This is a genomic window from uncultured Sphingomonas sp., from assembly GCF_913062585.1.
Taxonomy (GTDB): Bacteria; Pseudomonadota; Alphaproteobacteria; order Sphingomonadales; family Sphingomonadaceae; genus Sphingomonas.
In genome coordinates this window covers 74,320-93,236 of sequence record NZ_CAJXWX010000001.1, presented here as the reverse complement: position 1 = coordinate 93,236, position 18,917 = coordinate 74,320, and the positions used below count along the sequence as shown (strand labels likewise).

The window sequence follows — 18,917 nt, the reverse complement described above, 5'->3', positions numbered from 1 at the left end:
CCCGCCGTCCTGACGGGGTGAGGCCGGGGTCCTTCCGCACCGCGCGGGAGGGCCCCGGTTTCGTTTCGGTGCCCAAGAAAAAGGGCCCCGGCATGACACCGGGGCCCCCAGGCTGGGGACAGGAGGGACGTCCCTTAGAAGGTGCCGCGCAGGCCGATCAGGAACTGGCGACCCGGCTTGTACTGGGTGAAGGTCGCGTTCTCGAACTGGAAATAGGAGCGCAGCGTCGCATTGGTCAGGTTGGCGACGTTGACGGTCAGCTGCGGCGCACCCTTCACGCCGAAGATCTTGTCGAGGTCGAACGCCGACGAGAAGTCGTAGGTGGTATAGTCGGTGCCGAACAGCGCGGCGGCCGGGATGCCGTTCTGCGCCGCGCCGCTGTTCTGCGACCCCTGGCGCGACGTGGTCGCCAGGCGCAGCATCACGCCATTCTTCTCGTAATAGGCGGTGATGTTGTAGGTGAAGGGCGCGACGCCGAAGGCGATGGCCGGGCCGTTGCTGGTCTGGTCGACGATCGTGGCATTGGCGTTGAAGCCGAAGCCGGTAATGCCCAGCGACCGGGTCAGGAAGTCGAGCGGCTGTACCCACTGGAATTCCAGGCCGTTGATGGTCAGCTTGTTGGGCACGTTGACCTGCGAGGTGACCTGCACCTGCGCCTGGGTCGGGCCGCCGCGCGAATTGATCGCGATCTGCTGCGTCGGGTTCAGCGTGTCATAGGTGATGCCGTACTGCGCCAGGTTGGAGAAGGGCACGGTCGAGATCGCGGTGGTCGTAAAGCCCTCGAGTGACTTACGGAACGCGTTGAAGCTGATCACGCCCTCGCGGCCGGTATAATATTCGAAGCCGAGGTCGAGATTGGTCGAGAGATAGGGCGCCAGTGCCGGATTGCCGATCGAGGCCTGGTCGGCCGAAGGCGCGCCGAAATTCACGCCCGGCAGCTGGGCCGACGGATCGGGCCGGGTCATCGTCCGCGACCCCGCGACGCGCACCACGGCATGTTCGCCGATGTCATAGGCAAAGGTCGCGGCGGGCAGCCATTCGGAATAGACGTTGCGCGTCTGGGCGATGTTGATGAGGCTGGGATAGCGGCTGCCATCGGGCAGGGTGCCGCCATTCGCCGTCGTGTTGCGCGGATCGGGCAGCGAGACGCGGCCCGAGATCGTCTGGATCGTGTTGACGTAGCGCACGCCGACATTGAAGCGCAGCGTGTTGCCGCCCAGCTCCTGCGATCCGTTGATGGTCGCGAAGGCCGACTTCACGACCTCGCGGATGAACCCTGCGCTGGCGCCGGTGTTCGCGCCGCCATTTTCCGGCGCATTGTCATGATAGAATTGGTAGTTGGTCGCCTTCTGGAAGGCGGGCCAGTTGACCGTCACGAACCCGGCGGGCCCGGGCATCAGATAGCTGGGCGCCGCGCTGTTGGGGACCAGCGAACCGCCATAGCTGACCGGGCCGCTCATGCCCGAGGTATAGCCGGTGCCATAACCCGGATAGGTCGGATAGCCCGCAGGCGCGGCACCCGGCGCGTTCAGCCCGGCGCAGGGCGGCTGCGAGTTGGGCGAGGGGACCGAGACGTTGGGATTGTTGCCGCAGACCGCATTCTGCCAATATTGGCTGTTGTCGAAGCCACGGATCTGACGCGACGTGTTGTCATAGGCGCCGCCGACCTTCAGGTTCAGCGCGGAGTCGCCCCAGGTCAGGTCGCCCCGGAACCCCTTGTTGATGTTGAGGCGGCGTTCGTCCTGCAGGTTGACGCGGCTGCCCGCATACCAGCCGAAATTCTTCGGATCGTTCAGGTCCAGTCCGCTGGTGATCGTCGGGATGCCGCCGGTGTTGGAATAGGTGACGGTGTTGCCCACGCCCAGCGGCGTGGTCATGCCGACGGTCGGGCTTTCGCGGTGGAAGGTCGAGCGGGCGTAATTGCCCTGGAAGTTCAGCTTGAGCTTCTCGTCGATCTGCCATTCGCCGCCCGGATTGACGCTCCACAGGTGCGTCGTCTCGGTATAGGGGCGGAATTCGTCGAAGAACTGGACATTGGCGAAGGTGCCGCCGGTCACGGTGCAGCCCGCGCTGCAATCGGACTTGTCGAAGGTCAGCTTGGTCGGGATCGCCGCGCCATTGCGCACGATCCAGGCCATGTCCTCGCGGATCAGCTCGTTCTTCTTGAAGCCGTACAGGCCGTCGACATAGAGGTGCAGCGCGTCGCTGGGCCGGTATTCGGCGCTGAGGATCGCGTTGATGCGATCGCGGGGCCCGCGAATGTCGGCCACGCGGCCCAGGCGCGGCAGCAGGCCGTTGTCGATCTGCTGGATCGTCGCGCCCGGATTGTTGGCGAGCAGGAACGCGCTGTCGATCGTCGTGCCGGGGACCAGCCCGGCGCCCGCGCCCTGCGGCACGACCGAGGGGATCGTCCAGTTGCCGCCGCCGGTGCTGTTGCAGCCGCTGGTCGCGCCGCACTGTGCTGCGGTCAGCGCGGGGTTGGTATAGCCGATCGTCTCGAACCCGCGCGTCTCGGTGAACAGCCGCTGCGCCGACACGCCGCCCAGGATGCCGAAGGTGTCGTTGCGCCAGCTGCCGATCAGCGAGCCGCGCGCACCGATCCGGGCGTCGGGCGACTGGTTCGACCCCTGGACATTATAGGCCAGGAACGGGCCGCTGCGGTCGAACGGCCGGGCCGAGCGCAGGTCGACATTGCCCGCGGCACCGCCTTCGAGCAGGTCGGCGGTATAGCTCTTGTTCACGGTCAGCTTGGTGAACAGGTCGGTCGGGAAGAAGCTGAGGTCGACCGAGCGGTCGGTGCCCTGCGCGTCGGTCGCGCCCGAGGAGGCGACCGCAATCGGCGCGCCGTTCAGCGTGACGTTGGTGAAGTTCGAGCCGAGCCCTCGAATGGCGACGTTGGTGCCCTCGCCCGTCACGTCGCGGGTGATGGTGACGCCCGGAATGCGGTTGAAGGATTCGGCGATATTGGTGTCGGGGAACTTGCCGATATCCTCGGCGAAGATCGAATCGGTAAAGCCGGTCGATGCGCGCTTGGCGTTGGTCGACTTGGCCAGGCTCGAGCGATAGCCGGTGACGACGATGTCTGCGGTCGACGTGTCCGGCGACTGGCCGGCCTGCGTCTGGTCGGCCGGGGACGTCGGTTCCGGGGCCGCCTGTTCCTGGGGAGGCACCGCCTGGGCGAAGGCGGTGGAGGCGGTCATCGCACCGATGGCCGTCGCACAGAGCAGCGCGATACGGTGCAGACGGACTTGGGGTACGGTCTTCATGTCAAATCCTCTCTGGGATCCGCTGCCGTTCTTCGCGGCTTGGCGGGGGCATTCCGATGATGATGAAAAGCGATCAGGCGACAGATGGGGCGGGGCGGGCACGCGCCATGGTAGCGCCCCCCTGCGGGCGCGCATGTCGGACGCCCCCGTATAAGGAGGCGAGGCCGGGCCGACCCGGATATGCTGCCATGGAAACCATTCCGCTTCCCCTCAAAGCCATCTGACGCGGCTTGCTGATAGCGCTATCGTCAGGCCTATCGGTCAGGAAGTCAAGTCGAATTGGTTAGGCCGGCGTATGCGGATTTTGCATGGAAGCCGGAGGTGCGCCAAAGCGTGCGTGAAAAGGGATTGGCCTGGGCGCCCAAGTCGCTTCGACATTCAGGACCGCTTCTTTTTCCCTCGCCCCTCGCAGAGGGGAGAGGGTTAGCGGAGCTTGCCAGCCTGCTGGCTAGCGCAGCTTGGGTGAGGGGTTGAGCGAGCCTGAAGGCTCGCGCGCTCGCGGAGCGAGCGCACACCCCTCACCCAGCTCCGACTAAGCCTTTGCTCTCGCAAAGACCAAGTCTGCGCAACCCTCTCCCCTTTACGAGGGGCGAGGGAAGAAGGGGTGAATTCTTGGATGCCGATCCGTCCTCGGTGACGGGCAGGTCGATACATTCAGCCTAGATCGGCCCGACCAAAGGGACGTGCGCTGGTCAGGTGCATACCTCCATGCCCCTCAATGCGCCTGCCCCGGCGCATGAGGAAAAGCCTGCGCCTTATACCAGGCCAGGTCATGCTCGGGTGGGCGAACCCCCGCGGGCAGCGGACGGTGGTTGACCGACATCCAGTAGGACAGGCTGGCATCGCGCCACCAGCGCGCCTCCCGCTCCTGTATGGCGAGATAGGTCGCGGTCTTCTGCCACCGCTCGGCGTCGATCTTGCCGCGCAGGGAATCCCATTGCCGCTGCATTTCCGCGACATAGGCGACGCCGCGATCATAATGGGCGACCAACTCCTCCCACAGCGTGCGGCCGTCCTTCATCCGGTAATCCCAGGGCAGATGGTGGAACCAGAGCAGCATCGACTCGGGCGTGGTCTCCGGCCGGGCAAAGGCCTTCGCGACCGGCCGCGCATATTGCGCGACCGCATCGCTGCCCGTGGCGGTCCGGTCGAAGCCGATCCCGGCGGCATCGGCGCGGTGATAATAGACCGGGTTCCATTCGGGCCGCGCCAGCTCGGACACCCAGGGACCGGGGCCATAATGATGGCCGGTCGCCATCAGATGGGCCAGGCCCAGTGCGCCGGTATAGTCGACCACCGCCTCGCGCGATCCCATCATCATCGCGGTCACGGTATCGACCACCTGGCGGTCGGTGCCGAAGGTCTGTTCGGCCCAGTCGCGCGCGATGCGCTCGGCCGACAGGTCGGGGTCCCAGGCCAGGCGGCCGAACGCGTACCAGTTCGCCTGGTTGAAGGTCGAACCGCTCCAGTCGCGATCGCGCCCGATATTGGCGACGCCCGCCATGCCGGACAGGCTGTGATGCTCGGCCTGTCCATCGACCACATCGGCGACGGTCTCGCCCGGCTTCCAGCCCGTCTTGGCGTCCAGCGTTTCGGCGAACAGCGGGCCGAGATAGGCGAGATGGGTCGCGAAGCCGAGATATTCCTTGGTGATCTGAAACTCGATCATCAGCGGCGTGCGGGGCATCGCGCCGAACAGTGGGTGGAAGGGCTCGCGCGGCTGGAAGTCGATCGCGCCGTTCTTCACCTGCACCAGGACATTGTCGGCGAACTTGCCGTCGAGCGGCTTGAACTCGGTATAGGCCTGCTTCGCGCGGTCCTCCGGATCGGTCTCGGCATAGACGAAGGCGCGCCACATCACGATGCCGCCATGCGGCTTCACCGCGGCGGCGAGCATATTGGCGCCGTCCGCATGGCTGGCGCCATAATCGCGTGGGCCGGGCTGGCCTTCGCTGTTCGCCTTGACCAGGAAGCCGCCAAAATCGGGGATGGCGCGGTAGATCTCGTCCGCCTTGGCCTTCCACCAGGCGGCGACCGCCGGATCGCGCGGATCGGCGGTCTTCAGGCCGCCCAGTTCGATGGGCGCGGAGAATTTGACCGACAGATAGACCTTAATACCCCAGGGACGAAACACGTCCGCCAGCGCCGCCGCCTTGGCGATATAGGGCGCGGTCAGGCTGTCGGCCTTGGCATTGACGTTGTTGAGGACGGTGCCGTTGATCCCGATCGAGGCGTTGGCGCGGGCATAGTCGGTATAGCGCGGGTCCTTGAAATCGGGGAGCGTCCACCAGTCCCAGAGCGACTGTCCCGCATAGCCGCGCTCGACCGACCCATCGAGATTGTCCCAATGGTTGAGCACGCGCAGCCTGACCTTGGGGGCCGAGCGGAGGTCCAGGCTCTCCGCCTTGCCCCCCGTCGCCAGATGGCGGAGCAGCGCGAAGGCGCCATACAGCGTGCCGCGATCGCTGTTGCCCGCGACCAGCAGCACCCGCTGGCCCTCCAGCGTGACGTTGCGGACCAGATAGCCTTCGTCGCCCAGCCCGTTAAAGGGCAGCCGCAGCGTACGCAGCGCGGGGGCCTGGGCGGTGGCGACGATGATTGGCGGCGTGCCTGCGGGGAGGCTGTGTCGCAATTCGGTCTCCGCCAGCGCCAGCGTCGCAGATTCGCCTAACCGCTTGACCTGTATCTGTCCGACCGATGGCACGGTCGATCGCAGCCACAGGGCATAGCCATCCTCGGCCAGCGCCGGAAAAGGCAGCAGGCTCAACGATATGGCGAGCGCCGCCCTGAGTGCGTGCCGTGTCTTCATGCGATTCTCTCCCGCTGCGCCGCCGATTGACAAGGCGGCGTCAGGCCATCACGTTACCGCTATCAGACCAATTGGCAAGCCATGGCAATGGCTGTCGAACCGGAGAGGACGTCATGACCCGCGAGCCACGAACCCCGCAGCCCGGCGCGTCGCGACCGGCGGTCTTTCCCGCTTTCGCCTGAAGGATCCGTCATGCCCAAGATCGTTGCCGCCCGCCTGATCGTCACGTCGCCGGGGCGCAATTTCGTCACGCTGAAGATCGAGTGCGACGACGGCACCACCGGCCTGGGCGATGCCACGCTCAACGGCCGCGAACTGGCGGTGGCCAGCTATCTGCAGGATCATGTCATCCACTGCCTGATCGGCCGCGACGCGCACCGGATCGAGGATATCTGGCAGTTCCTCTACAAGGGTGCCTATTGGCGGCGCGGGCCGGTGACGATGACCGCGATCGCGGCGGTCGACATGGCGCTGTGGGACATCAAGGGCAAGATTGCCGGGCTGCCCGTCTATCAGCTGCTCGGCGGCGCCTCGCGCGAGGCGTGTCTGGTCTATTGCCATGCCAATGGCACGACCATCGAGGACACGATCGCTACCGCCATCGCGCACCGGGACGAAGGGTACCGCGCGATCCGCCTGCAATGCGGCGTGCCGGGCCTGGCCTCCACCTATGGTGTTGCCAAGGCGGGCCAGCGCTACGAACCCGCCGATGCCGACCTGCCCAGCGAAAGCGTCTGGTCGACCGAGAAATATCTGCGCGTCGTCCCCGAACTGTTCGCGGCGGCGCGCGAGGCGCTGGGCTGGGACGTGCATCTGCTCCACGACGTGCACCACCGGCTGACCCCGATCGAAGCGGCGCGGCTGGGCAAGGATCTGGAGCCCTATCGCCCCTTCTGGATCGAGGATGCGACTCCGGCGGAAAATCAGGACGCCTTCCGCCTGATCCGCGAGCACACCACCACCCCGCTGGCGGTGGGCGAGGTGTTCAACTCGATCTGGGATACCAAGCATCTGATCGAGAACCAGCTGATCGACTATATCCGCGCCACCGTCGTCCATGCGGGTGGGCTCACCCATTTGCGCCGGATCGCGGGGCTCGCCGACCTGTATCAGGTGCGCACCGGCTGCCACGGCGCGACCGACCTGTCGCCCGTCACCATGGCGGCGGCGCTGCATTTCGGCCTGTCGGTGCCCAATTTCGGCATCCAGGAGCATATGCCGCACACCGAGGAAACCGACGCGGTCTTCCCGCATCATTACCGGTTCGAGGACGGCATGATGCACCCCGGCGATGCGCCCGGGCTGGGCGTCGAGCTGGACGAGGATCTGGCCGCGACCTATCCCTATAAGCGTGCCTATCTGCCGGTGAACCGGCTGGAGGACGGCACATTGTGGAGCTGGTGAGGTGAGCGATCTGGGGCTGATCGACGTTCACGTCATTCCTCCCCTGCAAGGGGAGGTGGCAGGCCATAGACCTGACGGAGGGGTGTCCCGGCCTGAGAGGTGGGTCAACGCTCTCGACCGGCGACACCCCTCCACCATGCTGCGCATGGTCCCCCTCCCCTTGCAGGGGAGGAATAAGCGCTGTGAAGCCTGAATATCCATTGGGCCTAAGCGACGCCGCCGCCACCGCCCCCGAGACCGCCGCACACGGCGTGCCGCCACCGCGCGGGCGGGTGCGCTGGGTCATCTGCGGCCTGCTCTTCGCCGCCGTCGTGCTCAGCTATATCGACCGGCTGGTGCTGGGCGTGCTCAAGCCGCAGCTGTCGGCGCTCTATGGCTGGACCAATAGCGGCTATGGCGACATCACCGGCTATTTCCAGGTCGCTTACGGCCTGGGCTTCCTGCTGTTCGGCTGGCTGATCGACCGGATCGGGCCGCGCGCAGGCTATCTGCTGGCGATGGGGGCGTGGACGGTCGGCCATTTTGCGCAGACCCTGGTCACCTCGACCACCGGCTTCGCACTGGCCCGCATCCCGCTGGCGTTCGGCGAGGCGGGGACCTTTCCATCGGCGCTGGCCGCCGCGTCGCAATGGTTTCCCAAGAAAGAGCGTGCGCTGGCGATCGGCATCTTCAACGCCGGGGCCAATGTCGGCGCGGTCGTGACGCCGCTGCTGATCGGATTCCTGATCGCCGATTTGGTATTGGATTGGCGTTGGGCCTTCCTCATTACCGGGTCTTTCAATCTGGTCTGGCTGACGGCCTGGTGGCGGCTCTATCACCCGCCGCACGCGCATCCGCGCATCACGGTCGAGGAGCGCGCCTGGATCGAGGCGGAGCCGGTCGAGACAAGTGGCCGCGCGGGCTTCCTGACCGTGATGCGCCACCGCGAATCCTGATCCTATATGACCGGGCGCTTCCTGATCGACCCGGTCTGGTGGACCTTCCTGTTCTGGCTGCCCGATTTCTTCCACAGCCGATATGGCTATGACCTGAAGAGCTTCGGGCCGCCGCTGGTCGCCATCTATGTCATGGCGGATGTCGGGGCGATCGTCGGCGGCTGGTATTCGTCGCGGCTGCTCAAGCACGGGATGGAGACGGGGCGGGCACGCAAGCGGGCGATGTTCGCCTGCGCGCTGTTCGCGCTGCCGGTGATGTTCGCGGCGCAGGCGAGCAGCATCTGGATCGCGGTGGCGATGATCGGCCTGGCCTGTGCCGCGCATCAGGGTTTCTCCACCAATCTCTTCGCACTGCCGGGCGACCAGTTCCCCCGCTATGCCCAGGGGACGCTGATCGGACTGGGCGGCTTTTCGGGGGCGGTGGGCGGCTTCATCGCGTCCAAGGCACTGGGCGCGTTGCTCGACCGTGTGGGGAGCTACCAGCCCTTCTTCATCGCCTGCGGCATGGCCTATCTCGTTGCCTTGCTGGTCTTCCACCTGCTCAACCCGCGCTACCGTAGCGTCAGGGTCGGTACGGCCGCGCCGATCTCCGCCGCCTCGGATGCCGCGACTCGGTGAACCGGCCCGGCCGAGTCGGCGGATCGGCGAGGCGATTTTCGATGATCGACAGCGCGGCAGACGGCGGTCCTGTTGCGCTTTTATGATGCCGTGCGCCAGAAAATCCTTTTGTCGCAATCAACTAACGTGTGCGTCGTCTACGGTATAACAAATAAACTTTTTGGTGGGCAATTTGATTTAAATTGGTATGTATTCTCCCTGATCGGGTGGCGGTGGATCACGCAAGAGGGCCCGCTGTTCCGATCACGGCTTGTGCATCGCGCGACAGGCATGCCGGTTTCCTCCAATGGGGGTTTGGAGACCGGGTCAGAGGGGGGAATTTCATCATGCGCTTGCGCAACTATATCCTTGCGACCACCGCCATCGCGACCTGGGCCGGCATGGCCCATGCGCAGACCGCCGCATCCACCACGCCCGCCGAGACGCAGGACGTCAGCGCCGTCGGCCAGGAAAACGACATCGTCGTCCGGGGCATCCGCAAGAGCCTTCAGGACGCGATCGATACCAAGCGCTCGACCAACGCCATCGTCGACGTCATCAGCGCCGAGGATGTCGGCAAGTTTCCCGACACCAATGTCGCGGAATCGCTGTCGCACCTGCCCGGCGTGACCGTCGATCACCAGTTCGGCGAGGGCGAGCAGGTGTCGATCGCGGGCGTCGAGCCTGCGTTGAACCGCGTGCTGATCGACGGCCACGCGATCGCCTCGGCCGACTGGGGCGGCAATCCCGGCGACCGGTCGAGCCGCACCTTCAACTATTCGCTGCTCTCGCCCGAGATCATCAGCCAGGCCGTCGTCTACAAGACGCCCGAGGCGCGGCTGCAGGAAGGCGCGATCGGCGGGACCGTCGACATCGTCACGCGCAAGCCGCTGGACCTGAAGCCGGGCACGCTGACCGCGACCGGCGGTTACGAATATAACGACCGCTCGAACCGCGGCAATTTCCGGGGCTCGGCGCTCTATAGCTGGCACAATGACAGCGACACGTTCGCGGTCCTTGGCTCGATCAATTACGACAAGGAAAATCTCGCGCGCGCCGGTGTCGCGGTCTATGGCTATCTGACCGGCAGCCAGTTCACCACGACCGATGCGTCGGGCCAGACCGTGCTGCAGAATCCCAATGCGAAGATCACCGGCGGCTCGATCAACGACCTGAAGACCGCGCGCCTGCCCGCCTTCCTGGCGCATGAATATTTCCAGCAGACGCGCCAGCGGCTGGGCTTCACCGGCACGATGCAGTTCAAGCCGACGGACAATTTCACCCTGACCGCCAATGCCATCGTGATCCGTGGCAATTACGACAATTTCAGCAATTCCGAATATAGCTACAATGTGCGCGGATCGCAGCTGACGGCGGCGACGATCAGCAACGGCCTGATCACCTCGGCGACCTTCGCCGCGCAGCCCAGCACCAGCAGGACCTGGATGGGCGAGCTGGACACCAATTTCCGCCGCACCCGGATCAAGAACGACAGCTACAGCATGTTGTTCGACTGGGACGTCGATGGGTGGAAGATCACCGGCAATGGCGGCTTTACCCGCGCGACCGGGGGCAAGGACCCCGAATATCTGCTGAACTTCCGCACCCGCCAGGGCTTCACCGTCGGCGCGAACGGCCGCAACACCATGCTGAACTGGGATAATCCGGCCAGCGACGCCACCCAGTGGATCAGCACCTCGCCCGCCGAATCCCGCTTGCGCAACGAACCCGCCGTGTTGGCCGCGACCAACGGCCAGGGCTTTGTCGGTGCGCAGATCGGCGGCATCACCCGCGCCGAGAACACGGTCGACCAGGAGAAGTTCGGCCAGATCGACTTCGCACGCGACCTGGACAGCAATATCCTGAAGACCGTGCGCTTCGGTGTCCGGACCAGCATCCACGACAATCGCCAGACGACCTATGGCGGTGCGACCTTCACCAACAATTTCTTCACCCTGGCCGATCTCGGCTCCTATGTGCTCAGCAGCAGCGTCTATGACGGCCTGTCGACCACCGGCAACGCGACGCCTTATGCGACGCTGACCCAGGAGAATGCGATCAAGGCGCTGAACGCGCCGGGTACGCTGAACATCACCCGTCCGCTCGACACGGGATCGTTCTTCCAGGTGCAGGAGCGGATCGGCACGGCCTATGTCCAGGTCGATTACCAGGCGGGCAAGTTCCGCGGCAATGTCGGCGGCCGCTTCGTGCGCACCCGCGATATCTCGACGTATTATCTGACCTCGGGCGGTCAGACGCGGCTGGTCACGGCGCCGCGCACCGACGATCGTTTCCTGCCCGCCTTCAACATCGCCTATGATGCCGGCCCCAGCGTCGTGATCCGCGGCGCGGCGGCCAAGGTCATCGCACGGCCCCGCTATAGCGACCTGGCCGGTTCGCTCTCGCTCGACGATACGCAGAAGACCGGCGGCGGCGGCAATCCCGACCTGAAGCCCTATGCCGCGACCAATTTCGGCCTGTCGGCGGAATGGTATTTCGCCCCCGCCAGCTATCTGTCGGGCGAGGTCTTCTACCGCGACATCTCCAACTATATCGGCAATGTCGTCGACAACGGCCCCGACGGCACCGGCGTGCCGCTGACCAATGCGGTGACGGGCCAGACCAACCGCTATGCGATCAACCGCCCGGTCAATGGCGGTCAGGCATCGGTCACCGGCTTCTCGCTGACCGGTCAGGCGAACCTGATCTGGGGCTTCGGCATCCAGTCCAACTATACCTTCGCCAGCGGCGAGACCGCCGTCGCGGGTCAGGGCCTGCCCTATCTGTCGCGCAACACCTATAACATCGTGCCGTACTTCGAGTCCGGGCCGTTCCAGGCGCGGCTGAGCTACAATTACCGCTCGAAATATTTCTATGGCTTCGGGCGTCTCCAGTCGTCGAACTTCACCGACTCCTATCGGCAGCTCGACTTCTCGGCCTCGTACAACATCAACGACCATTTCCGCGTGACGGCCAATGCGTCGAACCTGTTGGACGAGACCTATTACCAGTATAGCAGCACGCCGTCGGCCCCGACCGCGCTGTACAAGAACGGGCGCGTCTTCTCGCTGACGGGGACCGCGCGCTTCTAAACACTATCCCCCGAAGGGCGGACCCGATTCCGCCTTTCGCTGGCCCCGGCAGCGATGCCGGGGCCCTTTGTCTTTCCCGCTATGCCCGCCCCGCGCCATAACGCCAAACGATGGAGCCGCGCTTGACCCAGAACCCGCCGATCGCCGCCGCCCGCCACTGGGGCGCCGCATGATCGCGCTCGCCGCCGCGCTGGGCGCGGCCTGCGTCACCGCCGGGGCGGGGGGAGAGGTCGCCGCCGACCTGCTGAACCGCCGGATCGCCGAGCGGGTGCGCGACTGCGGCGCCGTGAAGATCCTCGTCGCGCCCGTGGACGCCGTCCCGCTTGCCCTGCGCCATCGGTGGCAGCGCCCGACCCATTTGGGACGCGAAGGGTTTGCGATCCGGCGCGTCGGCGGCGTCACGGTCGTTACCGCGACGGGAACCCGCGGGCTGGTATACGGCGCGGGCTGGGTGTTGCGGCATCTGGATGTCGCAAGCGGCACGGCGCGCCTGACGCTCAAGGGACCGATCGACCAGGCCCCCGCCTATGCTACGCGGCTAACCCAGATCGGCTATCGGCCCAAGAACAACAGCTACGACGCCTGGACATTGCCGATGTTTCAGCGGCGGATCGAGGATTTCGCGCTGTGGGGTGCGAGCGGCGTGCAGCTGATCGCACCGGTATCGGACGACGACGCCACGGGGCCGCTCTTCCCCGCGCCGCCGCGCGAAACGCTGGCGGGAATTGCGCGGATCACCCACCGGCTGGGCCTGGACGTCGCGCTCTATTATCCCGAGCTGGGCGACTACGAGACGCCGGGGGCGGTGGCGGCCGAAGTTGCCGCGTTCCGGCGGACGCTGGCCGACCTTCCCTATGTCGATGCGCTCTATGTGCCTGGCGGCGATCCAGGCCATACCCGCCCGGCCTTGCTTTTTCCGCTGGTGGCGCAGCAGGCCGCGATCCTGCGGGCGCGCAATCCGGACGCGCCGGTCTATATTTCGTCGCAGGGGTTCGATGCGGCGGGGTTCGAGGCCTTTTATGCCGAGCTGGCGAAACAGCCCGACTGGCTGACCGGCGTCTTTGTCGGGCCGCAGACCCGCGATCCGCTGTCAGTCGAGCGGGCGCGGATCCCGGCGCGATATCCGCTGATCCTCTATCCCGACATCGCGCATACTATGCACGCGCAATTCCCGGTGCCGCGCTGGTGGCCCGAATTCGCGATGACGCAAGGGCGCGAGCCGATCAATCCGCGCCCCGCCGCCTATGCGCATATCTTTTCGCGCTTCGCTCCGCTGACCGCCGGGTTCATCACCTATTCCGAGGGGGTGAATGACGATTTCAACCAGTTCCTCTGGTTCCGGCTGGGATGGGATCCGCATACCGACACCACCGCTTTCGCCGCGCAATATGCCCGCGTCTTCATCGGCGACCCGCGCGCGGCGGCACTGCCGGCGGCGCTGGAGACGAATTGGGTCGGCGACCCTGCGACCAACGCGCGGATCGACGCGACGCTGCGGCTGGCCGATGCCGTGCGCCCGGCCGGTTTCGCCGACTGGCGGTTGGACGCCCTGCGCTACCGTGCCGTCTATGATGCACTGGTTCGTCGCCGGACCATCCTCGCGCGCGCGCACAAGGCGGCGGCGCTGGCGGCGCCGACTGCCGATCAGGCGCGCGCGATCCTGGCCCGTAACGAGGGGCCGGAGATTGCAGGCCTGCTCGCCCGGCTGAACGGCCTGGCCGAGCGGCTGTGGCAGCAGGCGCGTTTGCAGCTCAGCGTCAAACGCTTCGGCGCGTCGAATATCGAGCGGGGCGCCAATCTCGACCGCGCCGATGTCGACCTGATCGGCCGCGCCTGGATCGAGGGGCAGATGGCCAAGGGCTGGCCGATCCCCGATCGCAGCTGTCGGGCCGAGGGCGCGCTCTATGACGATCTCGGCCGCCCCGATGCCGAACCGCATCTGGTGCGGGGGCCCGGTTTCCTGGCCGATCCGCAATTCTTCACCACCGCGATCGACGGCATCGCCGATGCGACGACCGCCGATGGCTGGCTGCCGTCCGAGCTGGACTATGCCGAGACGCTGTATGACAGCCCGTTGCGGCTGCATTATGCGGGCCTCGACCGTCATCGCCGCTACCGCCTGACCGTCACCTATGCGGGCGAGGGCTATACGCTGCCCATCCGGCTGGTCGCCAATGGCCATATCGTGCTGCAGGAGCATTTTGCGCGGACCGCCAATCCCATGCAGGTGACGCTCGCCATTCCGCCCGAGGCGACCGCCGGCGGGACGCTGGACCTGGCCTGGACGCGGCCCCCCGGCATGGGCGGCAGCGGGCGCGGCAAGCAGGTCGCGGAAACCTGGCTGATCCCCGACCCGTGACCCCTTAGGGGGTATCGGGCGCGTCACGGCCCGACCGGCGGCGCTCGATCCAGGCATAGAGGCTGGGCAACAGTACCAGCGTCAGCATCGTCGAGGTGATGATCCCGCCGATGACCACCGTCGCCAGCGGCCGCTGCACCTCCGCGCCCGATCCGGTCGCGATCGCCATCGGCACGAAGCCGATCGAGGCGACCAGCGCGGTCGACAATACGGGGCGCAGCCTGTCATGCGCACCGCGCCGCACCGCCTCTTCCGCAGGCAGCGCCGTGCCCTCGCGCCCGTCGCGAAGCGCGTTGATATGGTCGATCAGCACCAGCCCGTTGAGCATCGCGATACCCGACAGCGCGATGAAGCCGATCGCCGCCGTGATCGAGAAGGGCATTCCCCGGAGCCACAGCGCCAGCACGCCGCCCGTCACCGCGAACGGAATGCCGGTATAGACGATCGCCGCCTCGCGCACGCTGCCGAGTGCGGCATAGACCAATGCGAAGATCAGGATCAGCGCGGCGGGCACGACGATCGCCAGGCGCTTCTGCGCCGCCTCCAGCTGGTGATATTGGCCGCCGAATTCGATGCGATAGCCGGGTGGCAGCTTGACCTGCCCGTCGATCGCCGCCTGCGCACGCTGGACATAGCCCGCCAGATCGCTGGTCGACAGATTGACCATCAGCGCGGCGCGGCGGTTGGTGTCGTCGTGCAGGATCGGCTCGACGATGCGCGTTTCCTTCAGTCGGGCGACCCGCGACAGCGGCACCATGCCATAATCGCCGACGCGCAAGGGCAGCGCCAGGATCACCGCCGGATCGGCGCGCAGCGACTCGGGCATCCGGATCACGATGGCATGGCGGGCGGGGCCGTGCGGGATGAAGCCGACCTCGGCCCCCGCCAGCGCGTCGCGGATCGCGTCGTTGACCGCCTGCGCGCCCAGGTTCAGGCGGATCAGCGCGGCGCGGTCCAGCTCGACAACGATGCTCTTGGGCCGCCCTGCGGTCTCGAACTCGACGCCCTCGGTGCCGGGCAGTTTCTCCAGGATCGCCTTGGCCTGTCCGGCGGCGCGTTCCAGCACGTCGTAATCGTCACCGTAAATCTTGACCGACACGTCGGCGCGCACGCCCTCCAGCATCTCGTTGAAGCGCATTTCGATCGGCTGGGCGAATTCGAAATTCTGGCCCCGATAGACCTGGCGCGCGACCTTTTCGATCCCGGCGATCAGCTCCTGCTTGGTGCGGGGCATCCCGTCGCCGGTCGGCCAGTCCTTCAGCGGCTTGTAGAAGATATAGAGGTCGTTCTGGTTGGGCGGCATCGGATCGGTCGCGACTTCGCTGGTGCCGATGCGCGAGAAGGTGTGGCTGACCTGCGGATAGGCGCGGCGGATGGCGCGCTCGGTCGCCTGCTCGATGGCCAGGCTCTGTTCCAGCGACATGCCGACCGGGCGATAGACCATCGCGGTGATCGCGCCCTCGTCCAGCTGCGGCGTGAATTGCGAACCGAGCGACTTGAAGGCGAAAAAGGTCCCCGCCAGCAGCATCAGCGCGCCCAGGCACAGGATGGCGGGATGGCGCAGCGAGCGTTCCAGCATCGGAGTATAGACCCGCTCGGCGACCGCGACGAAACCCTTGGGCGCATCCTCGCCATGCGCGCGAGGCGGTGCGCGGAGCAGCCAGGCCGACAGCATCGGTACGATGGTGAAGGTCCAGAACAGCCCGGCGACGATCGCCAGCATCACCGCCTGCGCCATCGGTTGGAACAGCTTGCCCTCGACCCCGCCCAGGCTGAGCACCGGCACATAGACGAGCGCGATGATCGCGATGCCGAAAAAGGTCGGTCGCGCGACCATACGCGCGGCATGGGCCACCGTCTCGCGGCGTTCCTCGGGGCTCAGATCCTCGCCCTTTTCGGCGCGGCGCAGCGCGAGCAGGCGCAGGCCGTTCTCGACCACCACGATCGCCCCGTCGACGATCAGACCGAAGTCGAGCGCGCCCAGGCTCATCAGATTGCCCGACAGGCCGATGGCGTGCATCCCGCCGACCGTCACCAGAAAGGCGAGCGGGATGACCAGCGCGACGATCAGCGCGGCGCGCCAATTGCCCATCACCAGCAACAGGACGATCGCGACCAGCAGCGCGCCTTCGCCCAGATTGCGCTCGACCGTGTGGATCGTCTGATCGACCAGGTCGGCGCGGCTATATTGCCGGTCGATCACCATGCCCTTGGGCAGCGCGGCGGCGATGTCGGGCAGCGCGTCCTGGACGCGCAGCGCGGTTTCGCGGCTATTCTGCCCGACCAGCATCATGACCGTGCCCAGCACCGTCTCGCGGCCATTCTGGGTCGCGGTGCCCTGTCGCGGGGCCGAGCCGGTGACGACATCGGCTAGGTCGCGGACCTGAAGCGGCATCACGCCGCCCGCGAACTTGACCGGGATGGCGGCGATCTGCTCGGCGGTCATCACGCGGGCATCGGTGCGCACGGTGAAGCGCTCCGCCCCGCGCCGGATGATGCCGCCGCCCGCATTCTCGACATTCCGGGCGACCGCCGCCGCCAGCTCGCCCGCCGTGACGCCGTGCGCGGTCAGCCGGGTAGGATCGGGGGCGACGACATATTGCTCCTCCAGCCCACCGTTCGAGTTGACATCGGCGACGCCCGCCACCGCGCGCAGCATCGGGCGCACGGTATATTCCTGCGCCTCGTACAGCGCCATCAGCTGAGCTTGCGCATCCAGCCCCGGCGGCGGCGTCTTCCATTCGAGCGTGTAATAGAAGATCTCGCCCAGCCCGGTGGTGATCGGCGCCAGCTGCGGCGTGCTGTCCGGCGGCAACTGGTCGCGCACCGCCGCCAGCCGTTCGGTGACGAGCTGGCGCGCCTTCAGCTGGTCGGTGCCGTCCTTGTAGAGCAACGTCACCTGGGACAGGCCGGTCTTGGTCAGCGAACGCGTCTGGTCCAACCCCGGCTGGCCGCCCATGGCGCGCTCGATGGGCAGCGTCACCAGCCGCTCGATCTCCTCGGGCGCGAGGGCGGGCACCTGGGTGTTGATCTGCACCTGCACGCCCGTGATGTCGGGGATCGCGTCGATCTGGAGGCTGGCGAAGGACCATAGCCCGATCGCCGCGATCAGCGCGGCGACCAGCGCCACGCCCAGCCGGTGGCGGGTGACGAGATCGAGCCAGCGCTTCATCGGGCGAGCGGGGCCCCGCCGTTCAGCGCGCGCAGCTGGAGCAGGGCCTCCAGCGCCTCGCGCCGCGTGTCGAGCACGGCGTTGACCGCCTCGACATAGGATTGCTGGATCTGGGTATAGGTGGTCAGCGGGATGGCGCCGAGGCGGTAGTTGCGGTCGGCATCGGCGGCGGCCTGGGCGAAATGCTGTGGCGAATGGGCGTCCCATTTCGCCAGCGCCTCGCGCTTGGCCTCATATTGCGCGGCCTGGTCGAACACGTCGCGCGCGATCCGGCGCTCGGCATTGATCAGCGTCGCATTGGCCTGGGCCTGCTTGCCCTGTTCGACCGCGACATCGCCCGCCTGCCGGTTCCAGAGCGGAATGCTGGTCGACAGGCGCATCCCGTAATTGGTCTCGCGAATGTCCGAGCGGGCGCGGTCGTAATAGGGGCCGACGCTGACCGTGGGGATGCGGGCTTTACGCGCCAGATCGGCGCGCAGCCCCTGCTGGGCGAATTGCGCGCGCAGCGCCTTCAGCTCGAAATTATTCTCGCTCGCCCGGTCGGCCAGGAGCTGGCCCGAGGGGAGGGCGGGCAGCGACATGTCGGGCCGCACGATGCGGATTCGCGCGGCAAAGGGCGCGCCGCGCAGCTGGTTGAGTTCGTAGAGGATCGAATTGGCCTCGGCATCCGCCGTCGCGGCGGTCCGCTCGGCGCTGATCGCGCTGGCCTGGAGCGAGGCGGCCTCCAGCTGCGGCGAGGGGCCCGCCGGATCGCGTGCGACGATCACGCGGGCCAGCGTGCGCATCCGCCCCGCGACCTCGCGCGCCGCCGCCGCCTTCTCGTCCGCTGCGAACAGGCCATAGCCGAGCGACCGCGCGCGGGCGGCCAGCGTCGCGTCGAACTGCTGCAACCCGATCCGCGCCAGCGCCACCTGCCCGTCGGCGATCGCACGGCGCAGGGCGATCCGTCCGCCAAACTCGATCGGCTGCACGACCGAGGCGGCATAGGTCATCCCCTCGCCGGTGACGGCACCGCTGGTCGGGTCCTGCGCGCGACGCTGGCCGAACTCGACCACCGCTTCCGGGTCGGCCCAGCGCCCCGCCGCCTCGCGCGCGACGCCCGCCGTCTCGATCTGCCGCTGATAGAATTGGCGCTCGGGATTGCCGGCGACGACATTCTGTACCAGCGCGTCGAGCGTCATCGCCTGCTGCGCCGATGCGGGCACGGCGACCACCACCGCCAGTCCTGCCAAAGCCATGATCCGCATATCGTCCTCCCGGCGGTATTCGATCCGCGCGTTAGA

Annotated in this window: 7 protein-coding genes and 1 pseudogene; 4 read left to right on the top strand and 4 right to left on the bottom strand. The window is 66.8% G+C overall.

Going from position 1 to position 18,917, the window contains the following annotated elements; translation table 11 throughout:
- Positions 1-134 precede the first annotated feature (134 nt).
- Together QZ546_RS00370 and QZ546_RS00365 are read right to left on the bottom strand one after the other, a co-directional pair.
- On the bottom strand, positions 135-3,266 hold the full coding sequence (locus tag QZ546_RS00370) for a TonB-dependent receptor (protein ID WP_294232923.1): 3,132 nt from the start codon (positions 3,264-3,266) through the stop codon (positions 135-137).
- A 715-nt stretch (positions 3,267-3,981) separates the two neighbouring features.
- Positions 3,982-6,075 carry an alpha-glucuronidase family glycosyl hydrolase gene (locus QZ546_RS00365; RefSeq protein ID WP_294232920.1) on the bottom strand — a complete coding sequence of 698 codons (2,094 nt, stop codon included), beginning with the start codon at positions 6,073-6,075 and terminating at the stop codon, positions 3,982-3,984.
- Positions 6,076-6,267: 192 nt separating this feature from the next.
- On the opposite strand from QZ546_RS00365, the gene manD reads away from it, so the two are divergent.
- From manD to QZ546_RS00345, 4 genes and pseudogenes are all read left to right on the top strand, one after another.
- The gene (manD, locus tag QZ546_RS00360) at positions 6,268-7,479 is read left to right on the top strand and encodes a D-mannonate dehydratase ManD (protein WP_294232915.1); all 1,212 of its coding nucleotides are present in this window, start codon (positions 6,268-6,270) and stop codon (positions 7,477-7,479) included.
- A gap of 251 nt (positions 7,480-7,730) precedes the next feature.
- A pseudogene (locus QZ546_RS00355) lies at positions 7,731-9,032 on the top strand (MFS transporter).
- Between the two features lie 326 nt (positions 9,033-9,358).
- Positions 9,359-12,103, top strand: coding sequence for a TonB-dependent receptor (locus tag QZ546_RS00350; RefSeq protein ID WP_294232912.1), 2,745 nt, complete (start codon positions 9,359-9,361; stop codon positions 12,101-12,103).
- 169 nt (positions 12,104-12,272) lie between these two features.
- On the top strand, positions 12,273-14,462 hold the full coding sequence (locus tag QZ546_RS00345) for a hypothetical protein (RefSeq protein WP_294232909.1): 2,190 nt from the start codon (positions 12,273-12,275) through the stop codon (positions 14,460-14,462).
- A 4-nt stretch (positions 14,463-14,466) separates the two neighbouring features.
- On the opposite strand, the gene QZ546_RS00340 is transcribed toward QZ546_RS00345, so the two are convergent.
- Positions 14,467-17,634 carry a CusA/CzcA family heavy metal efflux RND transporter gene (locus QZ546_RS00340; RefSeq protein WP_294232906.1) on the bottom strand — a complete coding sequence of 1,056 codons (3,168 nt, stop codon included), beginning with the start codon at positions 17,632-17,634 and terminating at the stop codon, positions 14,467-14,469.
- A complete protein-coding gene (locus QZ546_RS00335; protein WP_294232903.1) occupies positions 17,631-18,881 on the bottom strand; it encodes a TolC family protein in 1,251 nt (416 codons plus the stop codon). The genes QZ546_RS00340 and QZ546_RS00335 overlap by 4 nt, the downstream gene beginning before the upstream one ends.
- Positions 18,882-18,917: the final 36 nt, after the last annotated feature.